The sequence below is a fragment of the Streptomyces sp. NPDC054783 genome, assembly GCF_053611725.1.
Genome location: NZ_JBSHAY010000070.1, coordinates 1 through 19,454, shown reverse-complemented (window position 1 = coordinate 19,454; position 19,454 = coordinate 1). Strand labels below are relative to the sequence as shown.

The 19,454-nt window shown below is 69.6% G+C and carries 14 protein-coding genes and 2 pseudogenes; 3 read left to right on the top strand and 13 right to left on the bottom strand.

The annotated features are described in order from the left end of the window. Positions 1–392: 392 nt before the first annotated feature. From ACWGJ5_RS45600 to ACWGJ5_RS45550, 11 genes and pseudogenes are all read right to left on the bottom strand, one after another. Positions 393–1,733: an MFS transporter gene (locus ACWGJ5_RS45600; RefSeq protein ID WP_453315489.1), complete on the bottom strand. Its 1,341-nt coding sequence runs from the start codon at positions 1,731–1,733 to the stop codon at positions 393–395. A gap of 130 nt (positions 1,734–1,863) precedes the next feature. Next, positions 1,864–3,567, bottom strand: a complete 1,704-nt coding sequence (locus ACWGJ5_RS45595) for an AMP-binding protein (protein ID WP_453315488.1) — start codon at positions 3,565–3,567, stop codon at positions 1,864–1,866. A gap of 5 nt (positions 3,568–3,572) precedes the next feature. Further along, a complete protein-coding gene (locus ACWGJ5_RS45590) occupies positions 3,573–4,373 on the bottom strand; it encodes an enoyl-CoA hydratase/isomerase family protein (protein ID WP_453315487.1) in 801 nt (266 codons plus the stop codon). After that, complete coding sequence (locus tag ACWGJ5_RS45585; RefSeq protein ID WP_453315486.1) at positions 4,370–5,113, bottom strand: SDR family NAD(P)-dependent oxidoreductase; 744 nt, start codon at positions 5,111–5,113, stop codon at positions 4,370–4,372. The genes ACWGJ5_RS45590 and ACWGJ5_RS45585 overlap by 4 nt, the downstream gene beginning before the upstream one ends. Continuing rightward, the gene (locus ACWGJ5_RS45580; RefSeq protein ID WP_453315485.1) at positions 5,110–5,598 is read right to left on the bottom strand and encodes an iron-sulfur cluster assembly protein; all 489 of its coding nucleotides are present in this window, start codon (positions 5,596–5,598) and stop codon (positions 5,110–5,112) included. The genes ACWGJ5_RS45585 and ACWGJ5_RS45580 overlap by 4 nt, the downstream gene beginning before the upstream one ends. Next, positions 5,595–6,677: a Phenylacetic acid catabolic protein gene (locus tag ACWGJ5_RS45575; RefSeq protein ID WP_453315484.1), complete on the bottom strand. Its 1,083-nt coding sequence runs from the start codon at positions 6,675–6,677 to the stop codon at positions 5,595–5,597. The genes ACWGJ5_RS45580 and ACWGJ5_RS45575 overlap by 4 nt, the downstream gene beginning before the upstream one ends. Beyond that, positions 6,678–7,565: a Phenylacetic acid catabolic protein gene (locus ACWGJ5_RS45570; protein ID WP_453315483.1), complete on the bottom strand. Its 888-nt coding sequence runs from the start codon at positions 7,563–7,565 to the stop codon at positions 6,678–6,680. It lies immediately after the preceding gene. A 52-nt stretch (positions 7,566–7,617) separates the two neighbouring features. After that, the gene (locus ACWGJ5_RS45565; RefSeq protein ID WP_453315482.1) at positions 7,618–8,610 is read right to left on the bottom strand and encodes a 3-oxoacyl-ACP synthase III family protein; all 993 of its coding nucleotides are present in this window, start codon (positions 8,608–8,610) and stop codon (positions 7,618–7,620) included. After that, the gene (locus ACWGJ5_RS45560; protein WP_453315481.1) at positions 8,610–9,668 is read right to left on the bottom strand and encodes a ketoacyl-ACP synthase III family protein; all 1,059 of its coding nucleotides are present in this window, start codon (positions 9,666–9,668) and stop codon (positions 8,610–8,612) included. Before ACWGJ5_RS45560 ends, ACWGJ5_RS45565 begins: the two co-directional genes overlap by 1 nt. A 657-nt stretch (positions 9,669–10,325) precedes the next feature. Then, a pseudogene (locus tag ACWGJ5_RS45555) lies at positions 10,326–10,532 on the bottom strand (IS5/IS1182 family transposase); the annotation flags it as partial. Positions 10,533–10,803: 271 nt separating this feature from the next. Then, the gene (locus ACWGJ5_RS45550) at positions 10,804–12,261 is read right to left on the bottom strand and encodes an MFS transporter (protein WP_453315480.1); all 1,458 of its coding nucleotides are present in this window, start codon (positions 12,259–12,261) and stop codon (positions 10,804–10,806) included. Between the two features lie 163 nt (positions 12,262–12,424). Between ACWGJ5_RS45550 and ACWGJ5_RS45545 the strand changes: the two genes are divergently transcribed. Next, positions 12,425–12,601 carry a hypothetical protein gene (locus ACWGJ5_RS45545; RefSeq protein ID WP_453315479.1) on the top strand — a complete coding sequence of 59 codons (177 nt, stop codon included), beginning with the start codon at positions 12,425–12,427 and terminating at the stop codon, positions 12,599–12,601. A gap of 11 nt (positions 12,602–12,612) precedes the next feature. On the opposite strand, the gene ACWGJ5_RS45540 is transcribed toward ACWGJ5_RS45545, so the two are convergent. After that, the gene (locus ACWGJ5_RS45540) at positions 12,613–13,617 is read right to left on the bottom strand and encodes an aldo/keto reductase (RefSeq protein WP_453315478.1); all 1,005 of its coding nucleotides are present in this window, start codon (positions 13,615–13,617) and stop codon (positions 12,613–12,615) included. Between the two features lie 56 nt (positions 13,618–13,673). After that, the gene (car, locus tag ACWGJ5_RS45535) at positions 13,674–17,210 is read right to left on the bottom strand and encodes a carboxylic acid reductase (protein WP_453315477.1); all 3,537 of its coding nucleotides are present in this window, start codon (positions 17,208–17,210) and stop codon (positions 13,674–13,676) included. 591 nt (positions 17,211–17,801) lie between these two features. Here car and ACWGJ5_RS45530 point away from each other — a divergent pair. Further along, the gene (locus ACWGJ5_RS45530) at positions 17,802–18,896 is read left to right on the top strand and encodes a ParB/RepB/Spo0J family partition protein (RefSeq protein ID WP_453315476.1); all 1,095 of its coding nucleotides are present in this window, start codon (positions 17,802–17,804) and stop codon (positions 18,894–18,896) included. Between the two features lie 163 nt (positions 18,897–19,059). Next, positions 19,060–19,454 (top strand): annotated as a pseudogene (locus ACWGJ5_RS45525) (fructose-bisphosphate aldolase); the annotation flags it as partial.

Genomic DNA, 19,454 nt, shown 5'->3' with positions numbered 1-19,454 from the left:
GTTGCCGAACGACGCCGTCTCCGAGGTGAACCTGTCACCCGTGAGCTGCATACCGTCACCCGAGTCCCCCGCGAACCGGATGATCACCCGGTCCATACGGCGGATTTCCTTGTCAGCGGGGGATCGGGTTCCCGTGCCCGGCGGCGCGGTGATTTCCACAGACATACGTGTCGACTCCTGTCAGTCCGGCGGTGAGTTCGAAAGGCGGCGCCGGGCGGATCACGTGTTGGGCCGAAGGCCACCGGAGCGCAATGGAGAGGCACTCTATAGATCCGTGAGTGAACTGGTGGGGGATGCGGGGCAGTTGGCGCTGTCGTCGCAAGAGGCCATTGGGCTGCGCGCGGTGGCTGCGTCGGCGGCGGCCAGGCGGACGTGGAGCTGTGATTCTCGATCTAGCCCCTGGCGGTGGCGACGTCGGGAGACATGGCCGTTGCCGGTAGCTCGACGGCGTACTGTGCGGCCGTGCTGTCGGAGTATTCCCGCAGGAATGCCGAAGCGGCCAGAGCGATCGCGCCGGCGGCCGCCATGTAGACGGCGATCGGTGTCCAGCTGTTGAACTCGCCGAGCAGTGACGTGGCGATGATCGGGCTGATGGCACCGCCGAGCAACCCGCCCACGTTGTAGCTGATGGACATTCCGGAATACCGCAGAACCGTGGGGAACAGCTGTGGATAGAACGCCCCCTGTACGCCGTAGTTCGCGGCGAACCCGGCGAACAGCAGCAGGAAACCGAGAGCCATCAGCGGGAAGGACCTGGTGTTCAGCAACGGGAACCAGGCGAACGGGGTCACCGTCATGACGACGATGGCGCCGACGAAGACCACCTTGCGGTTGTACCGATCACCCAGCCAGCCGAAGAACGGCATGGCGACGATCAGGAAGATGCACGATCCGAGGAGCAGCATCAGCATGACGGACCGGCCCACGTGGATGGTGGCACCATATTTGGGGGAGAACACCGACCCGAGGTAGAACACCAGGAACGTGGGAAGCGCCGACATCGATGCGCACAAGGTGATCAGACCGTGCCGCGACACCACGTCGAACGCCGGCCTGGTCCTGACCGCACCCTCGGCTTTCGACTGCTCGAACTCGGGAGTTTCCGCGAGCCGCAACCGGACATGGAGCGCGACGCCCACGAGCACGGCGCTGAAGATGAACGGCAATCGCCATCCCCATGCCAGCACCTGCCGGTCCGGAAGCAGAGTGACGAGGAGGAGGACGCCGTTGGCCAGCAGCAGTCCCCAGGCGTTACCGGTGCCGACGATGGCGGTGAGGAGGCCCCGCCTGTTCGGCTGGGCGCACTCCAGCGCCATCAAGAATCCACCGCTCGACTCTCCACCGAGTGAGCATCCCTGGATGAATCGGAGGGTTGTCAGCAATATCGGCGCGGCAACACCGATTGTCCTGTAGGTGGGAAGTACGCCGATCAGGACCGTCGCGCCACCCATCACGAGGAGAGTGGTGATCAGTGTCGTCTTGCGGCCCACCCGATCTCCGTAGTGCCCGAAAACGAAGGCGCCGAGCGGTCTTCCTATAAAGGCCACCGCGAACGTTGACAGGGATAGCAGAGTGCCGGTGGTTGGGTCGAATGAAGGGAAGAACAACTTGTCGAAGTAGAGTGACGAAAACGAGCCATAGATGAGGAATTCGTAGAATTCAATGCTGTTCCCGATGAGGCTGCTCAGTACGGCTCGTCTGCGCTGTCCCCTGCTTATGGTGACGGCATTCATTTCGCCTCCGAGGCTGGTTGGTCGGCTACGCCGGTAAGTCTGACCGGGCGAGCGGGCTGTACAAGTGGCATGTCCGCCAGTGGCACAGCCCGCTCACCAATCGGATGAAGTGCGCCTGATTCGCGGGGGGCTAGCTCTGGAAGTCTTCCTCCCACCATTCCTGTGCCGACCGCGAACGCCGCTGCTCCTCCCGCCTCCGCAGCTCGGCGCGCTGGGTCTTGCCGGAGATGGTCTTGGGCAGCTCGGCGAACTCGATGCGACGGATGCGCTTGTAGGGTGCGAGGTGTTCACGAGCGTGCGCGAGGATCTGCTGTGCGGTCTCGGATTCCGGCTGGTAGCCGGCGGCGAGTGCCACGTACGCCTTGGGCACGGCCAGTCGCAGCGGTTCGGGTGAGGGCACCACGGCGGCATCGGCGACGGCAGCGTGCCGCAACAGTACGCTCTCCAGCTCGAAGGGGGAGATCCTGTAGTCGGATGCCTTGAAGACGTCGTCACCGCGTCCCAGGTAGCGGAAGAGGCCGTCGGCGTCACGGGTGGCGGTGTCGCCGGTGTGGTAGTAGCCGCCGCGCATGCAGCGCTCGGTCGCCTCGGGATTGCCCAGGTACCCGCTCATCAGGCCGAGCGGCCGGCCGGCCAGCGGCAGGCAGATCTCGCCCTCCGCGGAGCTGCCCCGGACGGGGGCGTCGGTGCGCGGGTCCAGCAGCGTCACCTGGTAGCCCGGCAGCGCCCAGCCCAATGCCCCCTCGACGATCGGCATCCCCGGCGGGGTCCCGATCTGCGCGGTGGTCTCGGTCTGCCCGTAGCCGTCCCGTATCGTGACCCCCCATGCCTCGCGGATGCGGTGCACCACCTCCGCGTTCAGCGGTTCCCCAGCGGCCACCGCCTCGCGGAGCGACATCGGCCACCGCTTGAGGTCTTCCTGGATCAGGTTCCGCCAGACGGTGGGCGGCGCACAGAAGGAGGTCACCGCGTAGCGCGACATCATCTCCAGCAGCGGACGCGCGGCGAACCTCGGCTGGTTGACGACCAGGACCGACGCCTGTGCGTTCCAGGGGGCGAACAGGCAGCTCCAGGCGTGTTTCGCCCAACCGGGCGAGGAGATGTTGAGGTGCACGTCGCCGGGGCGCAGGCCGATCCAGTACATGGTCGACAGATGGCCGATCGGATAGCTCGCGTTCGTGTGTCCGACCATCTTGGGACGGGAGGTCGTGCCCGAGGTGAAGTAGATCAGCGACAGCTCCTCGGGCCCTGTCCGCACCGCCTCCCGCAGCGGTGCGGCGGCGTAGGCCTGCTGGTACTCCCGCCAGCCCGGAACCCGGTCCCCGACGGCGATGCGGGTCCATCCGCCCTGCAGGCCGGCGACCTTGGGGGTGAGATCGGCCTCGGCGATGACATGCGCCACCCCGCCGCGTTCCAGCCGGTCGGCCAGGTCGGCGGGCGTGAGCTGGACGGACGCGGGGATCACCGCGCAGCCCAGCCGGAACGCGGCCAGCACGCACTCCCACAGTTCCACCCGGTTGCTGAGCATCAGCAGGATGCGGTCCCCGCGTCGTACGCCGACCGAGCGCAGCCATTGGGCGACCCGCTGGGAGCGCTCGGCCAGCTCGGCGAAGCTCACCGCGGTGTCGGCGAGGACCGCACCCTGCCGGTCCAGGTCGACCACGCGCAGCGCGGTGGCATGGTTGCCGTCGGAGATGGCGTCGAACCAGTCCGCGACCCAGCTGAAGGTCTGGCCGGGCCCGGGCCGGGGGAAGGCCCGGGCCCGCGGCAGGTCGCCATAGGAGGACAGCAGGTGGTCGCGGGCTCGTTGGAACTCGCCGGTCGCTGTACGCATGGTGACTATCTCCCGTTGAAGGTCGCGCGGCCGGGCCCGTCGGCTGCGAACCGCCGCATGCCGGTCATCCGGTCCTCGGTGGCGAACAGTGCGGCGAACACCGACCGTTCGATCGCCAGCCCGGCGGCCAGATCCGTCGCCAGGCCCTGGTCGACGGCGGTCTTGGCGGCGTGTATTGCCAGTGCGGGGCCCGTCTCGAAGCGCCGCGCCCATTTCAGTGCGGTTTCCAGCACCAGGCCGGGCGGCGTGACCTGGTCCACCAGGCCCATCTCCAGTGCCTCGTCCGCGCCGACCTGATGTCCGGTGAAGATCAGTTCCTTGGCCTTGGCCGGACCGATCAGCCTGGGCAGCCGCTGGGTGCCGCCCGCTCCGGGGATGACGCCGAGCAGGATCTCGGGGAGTCCGAGGCGCGCCTCGCTGCCGCAGATGCGCGCGTCGGCTGCCAGGGCCAGCTCACAACCGCCGCCGAGAGCGGGTCCGTTGATCGCGGCCACCACCGGCTTGGGGATGGTGGCCACCGCGTCGAAGGCGGCCTGGAGCACGGCCGCGTGCCCGACCATCTCGGCGTGCGTCATCGTGGCCATCTCTTTGATGTCGGCCCCCGCCGAGAAGGCCTTGGGCCCGCCGTGCAGGACGACCGCGCGAACCCGTTCGTCGGCCGCGGCCTGCTCAGCGGCGAGCCGCAGCGCGACCTGTGCCGTACGGTCGAGAACGTTGAGCGGCGGCCGGTCCAGGCGCAGGATGCCCACCGCTCCGTCGATGGCAAGCCATGCCGCGGGGTGTTCCACCGCAGAGGCGTTCGTCATGACCACAGCAGTCCTCCGTTCACTTCCAGTACGTGGCCGTTGACATAGCTGGACTCGGGACCGGCCAGGAAGACCGCCGCGTCGGCGGCTTCGTCGGAGCTGCCGGGCCGGCCGAGCGCCAGCCTGGTCTTGTAGCGCGACCAGATCCGGTCGTTGGCGGTGAGCTGCTGGCCCATCCCCTCGGCGAGGATTCCCGGGGCGAGGGAGTTGACCAGGATGCCGCGCGGGGCGAGTTCGATCGCGCTGACCCGGGTGAACATCTCCACGGCGGCCTTGGTGGCGCAGTATCCGGCGGCTCCGATCGCGACCCGGGTCGCCATGCTGGAGGAGACGTTGACGATCCGGCCGGCCGCGCTGTGTTCCAGGTAGGGAACGGCGGCCCTGGTGCAGAGGAAGACCCCGGTCAGGTTGGTGGCCACCATGTCCTGCCAGTCGGTGACCGGCAGCCGGTCCACCCGCCCGTCCCGGCTGACACCGGCGTTGGCGACCAGGATGTCGATGCCGCCGAAGCGTTCGGCGGCTTCGGCCATCAGTGCGGTGACCGAATCGTCACTGGTGACGTCGACCTGGACGTAGGCGCCGCGATCGGGTGCGAGGTCGAGAACCTCCTTGATGTCATAGGGGTTGCGCGCGGCGCAGACCACCCGCGCTCCCTCCAGCAGGTAGCGTTCCGCGATCGCCCGGCCGAGGCCCCGGGAGCCTCCGGTGATCACGGCGGTCTTCCCACTGAGTCTCATCATGATCCTCCTTGCGTGGAGTCGGGTGTGGGGAGTACGGCCGAGCAGCCGGCCGTACCGATCACGTCGAAGAGCGAGCCGCAGCCACGGCAGTCGTAGGGCACCTTGCACACCGCCCCGCCGAAGCGGCCGGCCCGCACGACGTCGTCGCCGCCGCAGTAGGGGCACCTGGGAGCGGCACCCGCCACGCGGTATCCGGCGATGCGCAGCGCATCCCGGCCGGCGGTGGTCACCGCTGCGGGCTGCCACGCGCCGCGCTCCCACACGATCTCGATCCCGTGTCCCGGCGCCGCATCGGCGACCGCGGACCGCACCCGTCGCGAGATCTCGCCGCGGGCGGGGCAGCTGAGCCGGGTGGGAGCCAGGTGGACCACGATCCGGCCGTCGGTCAGCGACACCGAGCGCAGCACCCCGAGGTCGCCCAGGCTCACGTCGATCTCCGGGTCGCGCACGTCGGCGACCACGTCGGTGAGCAGGTCGGGACTCAAAGGAACACCTCCGGGGCGTAGTGGTCGCGGACCAGGCGTCCGCGGGAGACGCAGTCGGCCAGTACGCTCCCGCCCAGTCCTGGGGTCCGCGCCACCGGGAGGTCCGGCAGGCGCGATCCGGGCCCGCCGCTGTCGCTGACCAGTGCGGTCAGACGCTCGTGCAGCGATACGGCCAGGGCCGAACGGCCGGGCACAGCCTCCGTCGAAGCCCCCTGCGGCCGGGCACCGAACAGATCGCCGGCGCACTCGGTCACTTCGGCGAAGGCGCTCGCGAACTCCGCACGGGTTTCGGGCCAGGCGGCCAGCGCCTGCGCCCACCGCCGCCAGTGGTCCAGGTGGACCAGTTGTTCGTCGTGGATGGCGGTGATCGCGGGCTCGACCCCGGCGTGCTGCTCGGCGAGTACGGTGACGGCCGCGGAGATCACGAGACTGCAGGCCACGGTGGACGGCCAGTCGGTGAGCCTGCCGATGACGCGGGACACCTGCCACTGCGTCTGCGCCCGCTCGAAGAAGTGGGCGTCGGCGGCAGACTGGTCGAAGCCGCACAACGCCAGAATCGTCTCGGCGTGCGCCAGTGCCTCCTGCCCGATCGAGCCGACCGCCAGCGACTCCTCCAGGTCGATGTAGTCGACGATGCGTTCGCCCAGCCGGTTGCCCAGCACGAACAGGTCGTCGGCGAGCGCCAGCCACAGGCCGGCGAGCTCGGGTTCTCCGGCCCCGCGCCCGTCGTCGCGGCGCTCGGACAGGGCGCTGTCGTGGCGCCGCGGCGGGGGAGCGGCAGTATCTGGGGCGGCGGAGCGGTCGCGGCGGCGCGTGGTGGGGAAGCCGGGCTGACGGTGTGGCATCCGGGTCTTGGCGGCGAGCAGGTCGCGGTCACCCCCACTGGAGACGATCATGTCGGTGCGGCGGACCACCCAGAGCCTGGCGAGGTCATCGCGGCGCCCGTAGGTCTCCTTGGCCAGGTGCCAGGCGGCGTCCCGGCGCGGCGCGACGATGGAGCCGACGTGGTTGAGCGCCGTGCCCGTGCCGTTCTGCGCGAACACCTCGTAGACATCGGGTTCGGTCGGGACGTGCGGCATTCACGCCACCCCCTTCAGCGCGCGCCGGTACCGCGCATTGCGGTCCAGGGCACCGCGCACCCAGTCCAGCCGTTGCTGCGATGCCGGTCCACCGCCTGCGATCACTTTCTTCACCTCGGCCCAGTCGGGCATCGCGAACTCCCAGTCACCCGAGGGCAACTGACGGACCATTGCGGGATCCACGTGCACGCCGAGCTTCTGGAAGACCGGAATGATCTTGCTCAGCCAGGCCTGGCGCAGCTCGTCGTTGCCGTCCGGCTTCAGGCCGATCTGCCACATGCGGTTGGCGTGCAGGGTGTCGGTGTCGGGCGGCCCGAGGTAGGCGAGCACCCGCGGCAGCCACAGCTCGAACCCCTCCTGCACCCGGCGGCGCTGCTCGGCGTCGCCGTGTGTCAGGACCTCGTGGGTGAGGTCCAAGGCGTGCTGGTAGTGGAAGGACTCCTCGCGTTCGATCTTGCGCAGCGCCCGGGCGTACGGCAGGTACACGCCCTTCATCAGGGACTGGAACTGGAGGATCGCGGCCGAGTTCATCAGGAGCAGCCCGGGACCGAACTCCTCCCAGGACGCGAAGGAGTAGTGGAAGATGTTGTGCACCTTCGAGCGTCCCTCGAGGTAGTCGACGAGGATTCGCTCTCGCGGCATGCCGAGGTCCTCGGCGACCCGTGCGGCCACGTGCCCGTGACCGACCTCGTCCTGGACCTTGGCCATGAGCATCTGCCGCCTGGTGTAGCTGGGCGCGCGGTCCAGCCACTCGGCGAACGGCAGCACACCTACCAACTCGTTGAGCGCCTGTACGGTCGCGAACCGCCGGGCGCCCTCCCGTACTTCGTCGGGCATCGGGTCCCACAGTTCGTAGCGGCGGAGCCCCGCCGCAGTCGCCTTCGGCATATCTCACTCCTTTCGCAGTGCTTTCTTGGTTTCCAGCGGTATTGCGGCGGACTCAGTACCAGCGGACGACGACGGCCCCCGCAGTCATGCCGCCGCCCACGCCGGCCAGCACCAGGCGCTCGCCCCGCCGGAAGGGCCGGCGTTCGTGCTCCGCGAGCAGAGTGAGCGGGATGGAGGCCGTGGCGGTGTTGCCGAAGTGCGGTGCGGTGAGCGGTACCCGGTCGGGGTCGACGCCGAGTTCGCGGCAGCACGCCTCCACCAGACGGGTGTTGGCCTGGTGCAGGATGAAGCGGTCCACCTCCTCCAGCCGGATCCCGGCCGAGTCGAGCGCCTCACCGACCACCTTGGGGAGCACGCGGAGCGCGTACTCGCGCACCTCACGACCCTGCATCCGGAACAGGTGCTCTCCTGCCTCCCGAGCCTGGGCGTCCAGCGGTGTGCGGGTGCCGCCCGCGGGTACCTCGACCAGGTCGCGGTGCTCGCCGTGGGTGACCAGCCGCCAGCCCAGTACGCCGTACCCCTCGGGCACCGGACCGAGCAGCACCGCCCCGGCCCCGTCGCCGAACAGGCTGACGGTGCGCCGGTCGGTGCGGTTCATCAACGTCGAGTACATGTCCGTGCCGACCACCAGGGCGTAGTCGCCGCCCTGCTCGGTCAGCCGCGCCGACAGCATCGAGTCGGCGACCGCCAGTGCGTAGAGGAAGCCGGAGCACACCGCATTGACGTCGAATGCCGGGGTGTCGGACAGGCCCAGCTTGTCCTGCAGAATCGCCCCGGTGGAGGGCTGCGGCTGGTCGGGCGTCGAAGTGGCCACGACGATCAGCCCGAGCCGGCCTTCCGCCTCGGGCCGTACGGCCAGCGCCTCACGGGCGGCGTGCAGCGCGAGGTCGGAGGTGGTGGTACCGGGCTCCCGGTACCTGCGCTCCAGGATGCCGGTCCGCTCGACGATCCAGTTCTCGTCCGAGCCGGTCCACTCGGCGACCTGTGCGTTGTCGATGACCAGCGGCGGCACATGGCCGCCCAGGCCGAGGAATCCAATTCCCATCAGACACCCCTCTCCTGATCCTGTTCCTGCGGTACCTGGACGACGGCGCAGGCCCATGTCCAGGCCGCCCCACCGCTGATCACCAGGGCGACATCGCCCGGCTGGAGCGGCACACGGTCCCGCAGGTCGGCCAGGTTCGCGAGGAAGTCCCCGCACCCCAGGTGGCCGGTGGCCGAACCGAACCGCAGTGCCTCGGCCTTGAGCAGCTCATTCAGCACCGGGGCGTAGATGGCGTCCAGCAGGCTCGCTCCGAGCCGTGGCAGAGCGATGTACTTGATCCGGGGGTCGTCGGGCTGCAGTCCCGCGTCGTGCAGGCTGTCCGCGATCACTTTGCGGATCATCCGGCCGGCGACGGACTCGAACTTCTCCTTGCCGTACACCGCCAGATAGGACTTCTTGGGACGGCGCAGGTCGATGAAGGCGTTGTGCCACATGGGCGCGGGGCTGAAGTCGTCGCCGTGCCTCATCATCAGCTCGAACTGGGCGTCGGTCGCGGTGGCCAGGGACAGAAGCGCGTAGTCGTCGGGTCCTGCGCCGCCGCGGTGAATCAGCGCCGCGGTCCCCGCGTCACCGAAGCCCAGGCCGTAGTCGGAGGTCCAACGGTCCATACCGGGAGGTGCGAAGCGGTCGCCCGTGGTGATGAGCGCGGCGCCGAGCCCGGGGTCGGCGTCCAGGTGCAGGGCGGCCAGGTGGAGGGCCAGCGCGCCCGCGTTGCAGCCCTGTTGGACGCCGAACGGTAGGGCATGGGCAGCACCCACCTCGTTCGCCACGAAGTGCGGTGGCGACCACATGTCATGGCCCTGGTGGTAGATCCAGGTGTGCAGTACCAGGCCCACCTCGGAAGGGCTCCAGCCCGCCCGGCTGATCGCGTCACGGCCGGCTGCTGCCGCCATCTCGGGGCCGGACCACCGGGCCGAGACCGGCAGCTGGGTGAGGCCGAGCTTGTCCGCGTCCGAGGCACTCAGCTTGCCTTCGGTCACGGCGTCCTCGACGGTTTCGCGGTCCGGTGGAAACCAGGAGGTCACGGTTTTGATCCGCAGATCGTTTCCGAATTTCATTCAGGTTCCTTAGAAAGCTCAGGATCCGTGGAAAGTGCGGTTCTCCGGCAGACGAGCGGACACCGGGTGAGTGGTCGGCAATTCGTCCGGCCGGGGGAGATGGGCACGCTGTACCTGGCGCAGTGCGGTACGCGGGTCGTCCATCACCGGAGAGCTGACACTGGTGCCCTGAGTCACCAGCGGCTTCCCGCCCAGAATCGCATACCTTCGCAGAGGTATGTAACTGGGCAAGCGCAGTATCTGAGAGCGATCGGCGGCCTGAGCTGAGCCGGCTTGCGCCGCCTGCACCGCGGGCGGCATCCCCGACGCTGTGCAAGTGTGGGACATCCCCACTTGCACGGAGGGAGCCATTCCTGGCCGACAAAAAAGACCTTACAAAAAACTGTGCGACGTGTTCAGCGTGATGTGTTCAGCGCGATTCTCTACGTCAATCGCACGGGCATCCACGACGAGGGCGTGCCCCTGGCCGGCCGGGGAACGGACGCCGCGATGAAAGCCGTGGGTCGGAAGCGCGGCATTGTCGCCGGCACAAGTCGAGGTCGTTCACCGGAAGTCCGACGTCCGCGGCTTTCACGTGGGGAAAGGGTGGTGGATGGTCTAATGACGCCTTGGGCGGATCATGTGGCACCCGCGTCTCGCCCGTGACTCCGGCTCTGCGTACGCACGGTCGCCGGCGCGTACCAGGATCTGCCTCGTCAACCGCGCTTGACTCACTCCATGAGCGTGAGCGGCCGTGAGGTCGTGGGTTCGCCCGGGCAGTGTGCGCGAGTAGCGAGGTGCGGTGCCGTCTCGGTGGGCCAGGACCGCGACGTCCATCCCGTGGTGACGGCGCTTCTGCGAGGAGTACGGCTCGACGGCGGCCACCGGGCTGGCGCGTGGTCGGCCTGGATGTCGACGGCCTCGGTAGCGTACCGGCCGGCAGTGGCGGTGGGCGCCCTACGGCAGCAACAGGGCTCCTGCGTCGAGATGTTGATGAATGAGATCACCAACAGAACGACACAGGAGCCCTGCCGCGTCACGAACACCCCTCAGCCCTTCGTCATCAACCCCAGGCCCCGGGTTGCGAAGAGTTCAGTGCCACAGGAGACCTTCCTTCAAGAGGATGGGATGGAGGACTGTCTCTGCCGACGTAACGTCAGGCCTGCGAGGCGGCCTCGGAGAGGTCCGTCGACGTGGGGGCAGCTGCGGGAGTCGGCCGGGGCTGCTTCTTGAGCCCGAGTCCGATGAAGGCGCCGCCGAGCGTCCCGGCGGCGGCGACCCAGCCTGCTGTCCGCAGCCCGTCGACGAGCGTGGCGGCGTCCGGGGCGCGGCCGGCGTGGGAGTTCGCCACCGCGACCAGGGCTGCGAGGCCGAGGGCGCCGCCGATCTGACGGCAGGTGGAGGCGAGAGCCGAGGCGACCCCCTGCTGGGCCGGCTCGACGCCCGAGGACGCCACTGCGACGAAGAGCGACGGGAAGGCGAAGCCGCCGCCGGTACCCCAGATCGCGATCCCCGGCAGCAGCGTCCAGTAGGAGCCGTGCATGGACATGCCCGCGATGATCGCGGCCAGCCCGACGGCGGTGAGGACCGTGCCGCAGAAGAGTGTCGTACGAACGCCGAGCCGGCCCAGCACCCGGGCGTTGAGCTTCATCGACACCGCCATGCAGATCACGGTCGGTGGCAGGAATGCGATTCCCGCGGCGAGCGGGCTGTAGTTGAGCCCCGTCTGCAGGTAGGTGGTGAGCAGGTAGTACGTGCCGCCCAGGGAGGCCTGGAAGACGATCAAGGCCAGCATGGCGACGGTGAGGCCCCGCAGACCGAACAGCTTCAGCGGTACCAGGGGGTCGGCGGAGCGCTTCTCGATGAGGACGAAGAGTGCCATCAGCAGCGCGCCAACTGCCAGGGAGCCGGCGCCCTCGGTCGAGCCCCAGCCCTTGGCCGGACCGCTGACCAGGCCGAAGACCAGCAGCGTCGAGCCGATCGTGGCGACCACGGCTCCGAGTGCGTCAAAGCTGCGACCGCTGCCGAGCGGGCGGTCGGCGGGCAGGATCCGAGTGGCGGCGAAGGCGACGCCCAGCGCGAGCGGGACGTTCACGAAGAAGACCCAGCTCCAGCCGAGGGCGCTGGTCAGCACCCCGCCGAGCAGTGAGCCGGCGGCCAGGCCCGCGCTGCCCATGGCACCCCACACGGAGGTGGCCCGGTTGCGCTCCGGGCCCGGGGCGAAGGTGGTGAAGATGAGCATCAGAGTCGCCGGGGTGAGCAGAGCACCGCCCACGCCCTGGGTCGCGCGAGCCGCCACCAACAGCCCGGCGTTCTGCGCGAGTCCGCCGACGAGCGAGGACAGCGCGTAGATCACCAGGCCGGTGACCAGCATGCGGCGCGGGCCGATCCGGTCGACCGCGCGACCTCCGAACAGCAGCAGTCCGCCGAGCGCGACCGAGTAGGCGCTGACGACCCACTGCAGCGACTGTGCGGAGAAGTCGAGTTGGCGACCGATGTCCGGCAGTGCCACATAGACGATGTTGTAGTCGATGGTGACGATGAACTGGGTGAACGCCAGCAGGGCGAGTGTGTACCCGGCCCACCGTGGCGGTCGTGTGTCTGAGGTGGCCATGGTGTGTTTCTTCCTTTGGGATGAGCGGGGGCGTCGGCCCGCTCGGGCGGGCTTCACGGGAGCGAGAATAATCCCTTCGCGAAGGTATGTAAATTGTTCCTGCGCCGCATCGCCCGCGGCAGCAGCCTTTCGGTCCGGCATCCACCCCGCGTCAGCACTCCTCGTGGAACAGCTCCAGCAGTGGCAGGAGCAGGGCGGGGATCTCGCCGCGGCGCCTGCCGGTGCCGAGCACGACTTCGAACAGGTCGGTGAGCCGGTCGGCGTAGTGCTCCGTGTCGTGCGGCAGGAACGCGCCTGCCAGGTGTGTTCGGCGGCGCGGGGCTTGGGCGGGACGGAGTGATTGGCGGGCGGCTACTCGCGGCCGTGCGAGGTGAAGCGCATGTCCGCGTACCGGGTGCCGGAGATACGTGCGGCGATCGGTTCGAGTGCGGCGAGTTCGGTGGCGGTCAGGGGAAGGGTCGCGGCGGCGATGTTCTCGACCAGGCGGGTGCGGCGGCGGGTGCCGGGGATCGGGACGACGGTGAGCCCGTGCACCGCGGCGCGCTGGTGCACCCAGGCGAGGGCGATCTGGGCCGTGGTGGCGCCGCGTTCGGCGGCGATCTTCTGGATCGGTTCGACGAGGGCCGCGTTGGCGGCGGCGCCGGCGCCGTTGAAGCGGGGCATGGAACGCCGGTTGTCGTCCGCCGCCAGTTCGTCGGCGCTGGCGAAGGCCCCGGCCAGGAAGCCCCGGCCGAGCGGTGAGTACGGGACGAAGGCGACCCCCAGTTCGGCGGCGGCCGGGACGACGTGGCGTTCGACGTCGCGGGAGAACAGTGACCACTCGGACTGCACCGCGGCGATCGGGTGCACCGCGTACGCTTCGCGCAGCTCCGGCCCGGTGACCTCGGACAGTCCGAGGTGCCGGACCTTGCCGGCCTGCACCAGCTCGGCCATCGCACCGACCGAGTCCGCCAGCGGCACCTGCGGGTCGCGGCGGTGCAGGTAGTAGAGATCGATCACGTCCACGCCGAGGCGGTGCAGCGAGGCGTCCACCGAGGAACGGACGTAGGCGGGGTGGTTGTTGACGCCCCGATAGGCCGGGTCGTCCGTCCGGCGCACGACCCCGAACTTGGTGGCCAGCACCACCCGGTCGCGGTGGGCGCGGACGAAGGGGCTGATCAGCTCCTCGTTGGCGCCGAAGCCGTAGACGTCGGCGGTGTCGAAGACCGTGACGCCGGCGTCGAGCGCCATGTCGAGCGTCGCGAGGGCCTCGGCGTGGTCGGTCGGCCCGTAGAACTCGGACATACCCATGCAGCCGAGGCCCTGGACGCCCACCGCGGGGCCGTCGGTGCCGAGCGGGGCGGTGGGGAGAGTCATGCGTGCGGTGTCCTTTCCTGACACGGGTGCGACTGCGGAGGTGGCGGAAGGGCTGGTCAGATCAGATGCAGGTGCTGAAGGTCCGTCAGGTACTTCTCGATCAGCGGCCGGGACAGGTGGGGGATGTCGCCCTGCGCTCCGATTCCGGCGTTCCGCACCGCCTGGCGGAACCGTTCGGCGGGGACGGCCGACCCGGCCACGGGCGTCGCCGGTGCGTGGTACGCGTGCAGGAGCGGCAGCAGGGAGTGCAGTCGTTGGCGCTCCGGGAGCCCCCGGAGCGCGGTCTCGAAGCGCTCGTGCCATTCCCGGTGGTCCGCGATCCGGTGGATCGGCGTGCCGGAGTCGATCAGCCAGTCGACCACGGTGTCCAGCGAGACGCCGTCGTCGTGCGGGTTGACCGCGTTGTACGTGCGGTAGCCGGCCGCGCCGCCGCTCAGTGCGGTCACCGCGGCGGCGACGAAGTCGGCCGGCAGCCCGTCGTAGTGGGCGCGCGGCGGCCGGTCCGGGTCCGTGGCCCGGTAGAAGGACTGCGGCGCGATCCCGGTGGCGATCAGGCTGAGGACCAGGCGGGTGAAGGTGTCCGTGACGTTGACCTGCCCGGTGTAGCGGCCGTGGGCGAGGATCATGTCCGAGCGGAAGACGGTCACCGGAAGCCCGCACACGTCGTGGGCCTCCCGGAGCAGCACCTCGCCGGCCCACTTGCTGGTGGCGTAGCCGTTGGCGTGGCCCTCGTCGATCGGCCGTTCCGGGTCGGCCGTGCGGATGTCGCTGTCCTCGTCCAGCACGCGTGCGCGCGCGGCGACGGCCACCGAGGAGAGGTAGGAGATCGGCTTCAGCCGGGTGGTGAGGGCCAGGCGGACGAGTTCCGCGGTGCCCGCGACATTGGGGCTGAACAGCTGCCGGTACGGCAGCACGTGGTTGACCAGTGCGGCCGGGTGCACGATCAGGTCGACGGTGGCGGCGAGGCGCTCCCAGGCCGGTCCGGTCAGGCCCAGCTCGGCCGTGCCGATGTCGCCGGCCAGCACCCGCAGCGTGCCGTCGGCGGTCAACTCGGCGAAACGACGCTTGAGTTCGGTGTCCCCGCTGTCCATGGCCCGTTCGAGGCGCTGTCGAGCGTCGGTGTCGTCGGTGCCGCGGACCAGGCAGATCAGGGTGCCTCCCGTGAGGGCGAGGCGCTCCAGCAACTCCAGGCACAGGAAGCGGCCGAGGTAGCCGTTGGCGCCGGTCAGCAGCACGGTGCGGGGGTCGCCGGTCGGCCGCGGGAGGGACGGGGCCGCGGCCAGGGTGGCCGGGTCGATGAACCTGTCCAGGGTGAGGTCGGCGGCCCGCGCGGTGGCCGCGTGGTCGCCGTGCACGTCGGCGAAGGTGGGGCGCCGCGTCGGCCGGGCGCTGTCGCGGGCCTGTTCGATGTGGTCCGCGATCCGGCGCAGGCTGTTGGCCGGGCCGATGAGCGTCCCGACCGGGACTTCGACGCCGAGGACTTCCCGCAGCAGGCCGGAGAGCGACAGCGCGGACAGCGAGTCGCCGCCGAGATCGGTGAACCGGGTGTCCGGGTCCAGCTCGCGCTCGGCGGTTCCGAGCAGGGCTTGGACGGAGCGGGCGACGGTCTCCAGCACCGGGCGCCCGGTGTTCTGCCGCAGCTCGTGCAGCTCGTTGGCCCGGCCCTCGGCCAGTTGGGTGTAGCGCTGTTCGAGCTGCGGGCCGTAGTGCGCCTTCAGCCGGGGCCGCAGCTGCTTGGTCGAGTCGGACAGCAGGCCGTTGTCCTGGCTGAACGGCTCGGTCTCGATCAGCAGGTCGCGGGGGATCTCGTAGGGCTGGAGTCCGGCGTCCTTGGCGATGCGCTGCAGGGACGCGCTGATTGCGGCTTTCAGCGCCGCTTCGTCGGGCGTCTGTTCGAGTGCTTCGGGAGTGGGCACCACCACGGCGAGCAGGAACGCCTGGGAGCTGTTGCCGTACACGAAGATCTGGTGCACCAGCGGGCTGGCGACGAACGCGGCCTCCAGCTTCGCCAGGGCCACGAACTCGCCCTGGGAGAGCTTGAGTACGTTGTTGCGCCGGTCGACGTAGACCAGCCGGTCCGGTTCGAGTTCGGCCATGATGTCGCCGGTGCGGTAGAACCCGTCCTGGTCGAAGACCTCGGCGGTGACCTCGGGGCGGCGGTAGTAGCCGGAAGTGAGCAGCCGCGACCTGAGCAGCAGTTCACCCCGGGGGTGCGGGGAGTCCGTGGTGAAGTAGCCGAGTTCGGGTACGTCCACCAGCTTGTAGTCGAGCACCAGCGACCGCTGGACACACTGGTCGAGCATGACCAGGCCGGTCTCGGTGGTGCCGTAGCTGTTGAGGAAGGGGATCTCCAGGCAGGTCTCCAGGAAGTCGACCAGCTCGCGGGCGAGCGGGGCCGAACCGCACGGGGCCAGGACGAGCCGGCCGCCGAACACCTCGTCGCGAAAGTGCGCCAGGAGCTCGGCGTGCTCCGCACCTCGCAACTCGCCCTGCGGGGCGAGCTGTTCGAGTCGGCTCTGGTAGCTCTGGAAGACCATCTCGCAGACCCGCGGCACCAGGGCGAGCTCGGTCGGTCGGATCAGCGCGAGGTCCTCCAGGAACGTGGACAGGTCGCTGGTGGCCATGAAGTAGGCGGTGCCGCCCTGGGCAAGGGTCTTGGCGACCAGCCGCCGCGCCACGAGATGGCTCTGCGGCAGGAAGTTGGCGGTGATCACGGGGTACTGGTGCGCGGGCTCCCAGTTCGGGCGCCACATCAGGGACACCGTCGACTCCGTGAACATCACGCCCTTGGGGCTGCCGGTGCTGCCCGAGGTGTAGATGAGTGAGGACAGCGCCTCGGTGCCGTCCTCGGCCGGCAGGACCGGCGGGTCGGGCAGCGCGCGTCCGCGCCCGACCACCTCGGACAGCAGCTCCAGGGTCAGCGGTGAGCCGGCGGCGGCCAGCCGCCGGGACGCGGCCGCCACGGCTTCGCGGTGCTCGTGGAGCTCGGGGTGGTGGTCGAAGACGATCAGCCGGCGCACCGAGGTGTCCCCGGCCAGGGCGTCGAGGACCGGCGCCAGACGGGCCACGCTGGTGGCGAAGACGCGCGGCGCGGCTTCTTCCACCAGCAGACGGATGTGCTCCACGGAGGCGTTGTTGTGCAACGGCACCGAGACCGCGCCGACCTGGCTGCACGCCAGGTCCACCGCGGTGTAGTCGGCGCCGGCGAAGCCCAGGGTGGCGACGAAGTCGCCGGCGCGCAGCGGGTGGTCGGGGTGGTGGTACCAGTCGGCGGCGATCGCCCGCAGCCGCATCCACAGCTCGCCGTACGTGACGGTGTCGAAGCGGGGGAGCAGCCGCATCTCGGTGCGTCCGGCCACCGTGACGAACTCCCGGGCGCGCTCGCCGAGGGCGGGCCGGTCCGCGTAGCCCGCGAGCGTCCGGCGGACGATCTCGGCCAGCCGCAGCCCGTCCTGGGCGGTGGCCTCGAAGACCTCCCGCAGCGGCAGGCGGCCGGCGAGTTCCGGCTCTGCCGCCACCAGGCCGGCGATCCGCTGCTTCCGGTTGGCCTCCAATTCGGCGCGCGTGGAAATGACTCGCGGATTGTTCCTCATAACTACACCTTTCCGGCCGCGCCTGCCGCTGACCATTCGCCCGCCCGCGGGAAAACCCGGGCGGAAGCCGTACACAACCCAGTCGGTCCGATCAGTGTGTTGATGACAGTGTGCTGATCACCGAGTGCAGATCATCGAAAATCCGGGGCTCGGCCGCCGGCTACAGAGTGCGCTCTCCCCGGTGCGGTAATCCGGTGGAAATTACGATCGGACCGCGATGTCCCGGCGAATGCGCGGGGACAGGGAGGCGGCCGGAGCGCGGTCAGCGTAGCGCCCGATTCGAGCGGCGGGCCAGCCTCGTCCGCCCGGCCTGCGCGGGTGTGCAATTGCGGAGAGTGCCCCACTTGCACGGCGTTCGGGTGTCGGGCGTCCGGGCCGGTGCGGCGGATGTCCCGGAAGGGTGTGCAACTGAGGAAGGGGCACAGTTGCCCGACCGATATGCGGTCTGACCTGCAAGAATAAGAAGATACCTTGTCAAAGGTATTTTTTGCTGCCAGTGTCGATTGCGTCGGCGGAGCGCCCCGCGCCACCGCCGGACGGGCAACGAGGACAGCAGGACGTGGCAACCGAGGATGCGGTCGAGGGGGCGGCATGGCAGACGTCGAGGCGATCCACACCCGCATACGGAGCAAGGATGCCGGACCTCCGGGGCTCGACGGCGGTGGAACCCACCACTCGGGTACCGAGGTGGGCGCGGAGGTCCGATGGGTCTCCGTGGCCGACCTGGTCCTGTCGGACTCGCCCCGGACGGCAGGGGAGGACGACGAACACGCCCAGGCCTTGGCGGAGTTGGCGTCGGGAGCCGAGCTGCCGCCCATCATCGTCCAACGGGACACCAACCGGGTGGTGGACGGGCGGCACCGGGTACGCGCCGCCCAGCTCCGGGGCGAGCGGGAGATCCGGGCCTGCTTCTTCGACGGTGACGACATCGGCGCGTTCGTCCTGGCGGTGCGCCTGAACGTCCAGCACGGGCTGCCGCTGTCCCTGGCCGATCGCAAGGCGGCCGTCAGGCGCATCCTGAGCGAGCACGCCGCCTGGTCGAACCGGGCCATCGCGTCGGTCGTCGGACTGTCGCCCAAGACGGTCGCAGCGGTGCGCGCGGAGGCCGGACAGCCCGTCGGGCAGGCCAGGGTCGGCCGTGACGGCAGGGTCCGGCCCGTGGACGCTGCAGCCGGCCGGGAGCGCGTCCGGGAGATCCTGGCCAAGGACCCGAACTCGTCCCTGCGTGCGGTCAGCGCGGTCGCCGGGGTCTCCGTCGGTACCGTGCGCAGCGTGCGCGACCAGCTTCGCGGACGGGGCGGGCCGGCCGCCCCGGGCCTGCGGGCCACGGCTCCCGCGCGGTCCTCCGAGACGCCCCAGAGCGCCCCTGGCCCGCGCACCGCCGTCCCGCTGAGGAGCGGCGACAGCGCCCGCTTACGCAGCGTCGAGGTGATGCTCAACTCGCTGCGCACCGACCCCTCGCTGCGGTTCACCCAGTCCGGCCGCCTGCTGCTGAGCATCCTGGCGGTGGGCGCGATGGATCCGGGCGCCCGCGAGCGTCTCATCGCGGACCTCCCTGACCACTGCGTCCACTTCGTATCCGAACTGGCGGTGGTGAGCATTAAGGGCTGGCAGGAACTCGCCGTGCACCTGGAAAGGCGGCGGTCCGCTCCCTTGACCTCCGCGTCGGTCTCGGATGTTTATTGATGTCCGGGCGCCGAAGCAATCGGGCGCCGAAACAGCGGAAAGCCAATTCGACGGGGATCTCGAAACAGAAGTCTTGACATTCCTGCTCTATTTTTGGTCCCGTTGGGACGGCGAAATTCGAGTGTCACAAACGATCTCCGGAAGATGGGGAAGGGGCAGGAAAATGACCGAGTCATACGGCTGGACGGGAAAGGATCGTCGGGTTCGGCGGATTGTTCACTCGGCTTCCGGCACGATGTTCCTGGTTCCGTTGGACCACTCGCTGGCTGATGGTCCGGTGGCGACCACGGCGGGTTTTGCCGGGCTGGTGGCGGACATGGCGGCCAATGAGGTGGACGGGATCGTGGTCCACAAGGGGCGGGTGCGGTTCTTGCCGGCCGGGCTGCTCGGGGACTTGGCGTTGATCGTGCATCTGAACGGCAGTACCCGGCATGCTGCGGACGTCGATGCGAAGATCATGGTGGGTGCGGTGGAGGAGGCCGTGGCGTTGGGTGCGGATGGTGTGAGTGTGCACATCAATCTGGGGTCGAGTACCGAGGCGGGGCAGCTCACGGATCT

Bases quoted from the DNA above. Each gene is read 5' to 3' on its own strand.
- ACWGJ5_RS45565 (WP_453315482.1), bottom strand. From the start codon at position 8,610: ATGGGAATTGGATTCCTCGGCCTGGGCGGCCATGTGCCGCCGCTGGTC.
- ACWGJ5_RS45575 (WP_453315484.1), bottom strand. From the start codon at position 6,677: ATGCCGCACGTCCCGACCGAACCCGATGTCTACGAGGTGTTCGCGCAG.
- ACWGJ5_RS45540 (WP_453315478.1), bottom strand. From the start codon at position 13,617: ATGACTCTCCCCACCGCCCCGCTCGGCACCGACGGCCCCGCGGTGGGC.
- car (WP_453315477.1), bottom strand. From the start codon at position 17,210: ATGAGGAACAATCCGCGAGTCATTTCCACGCGCGCCGAATTGGAGGCC.
- ACWGJ5_RS45590 (WP_453315487.1), bottom strand. From the start codon at position 4,373: ATGACGAACGCCTCTGCGGTGGAACACCCCGCGGCATGGCTTGCCATC.
- ACWGJ5_RS45585 (WP_453315486.1), bottom strand. From the start codon at position 5,113: ATGATGAGACTCAGTGGGAAGACCGCCGTGATCACCGGAGGCTCCCGG.
- ACWGJ5_RS45550 (WP_453315480.1), bottom strand. From the start codon at position 12,261: ATGGCCACCTCAGACACACGACCGCCACGGTGGGCCGGGTACACACTC.
- ACWGJ5_RS45595 (WP_453315488.1), bottom strand. From the start codon at position 3,567: ATGCGTACAGCGACCGGCGAGTTCCAACGAGCCCGCGACCACCTGCTG.
- ACWGJ5_RS45570 (WP_453315483.1), bottom strand. From the start codon at position 7,565: ATGCCGAAGGCGACTGCGGCGGGGCTCCGCCGCTACGAACTGTGGGAC.
- ACWGJ5_RS45600 (WP_453315489.1), bottom strand. From the start codon at position 1,733: ATGAATGCCGTCACCATAAGCAGGGGACAGCGCAGACGAGCCGTACTG.
- ACWGJ5_RS45530 (WP_453315476.1), top strand. From the start codon at position 17,802: ATGGCAGACGTCGAGGCGATCCACACCCGCATACGGAGCAAGGATGCC.
- ACWGJ5_RS45560 (WP_453315481.1), bottom strand. From the start codon at position 9,668: ATGAAATTCGGAAACGATCTGCGGATCAAAACCGTGACCTCCTGGTTT.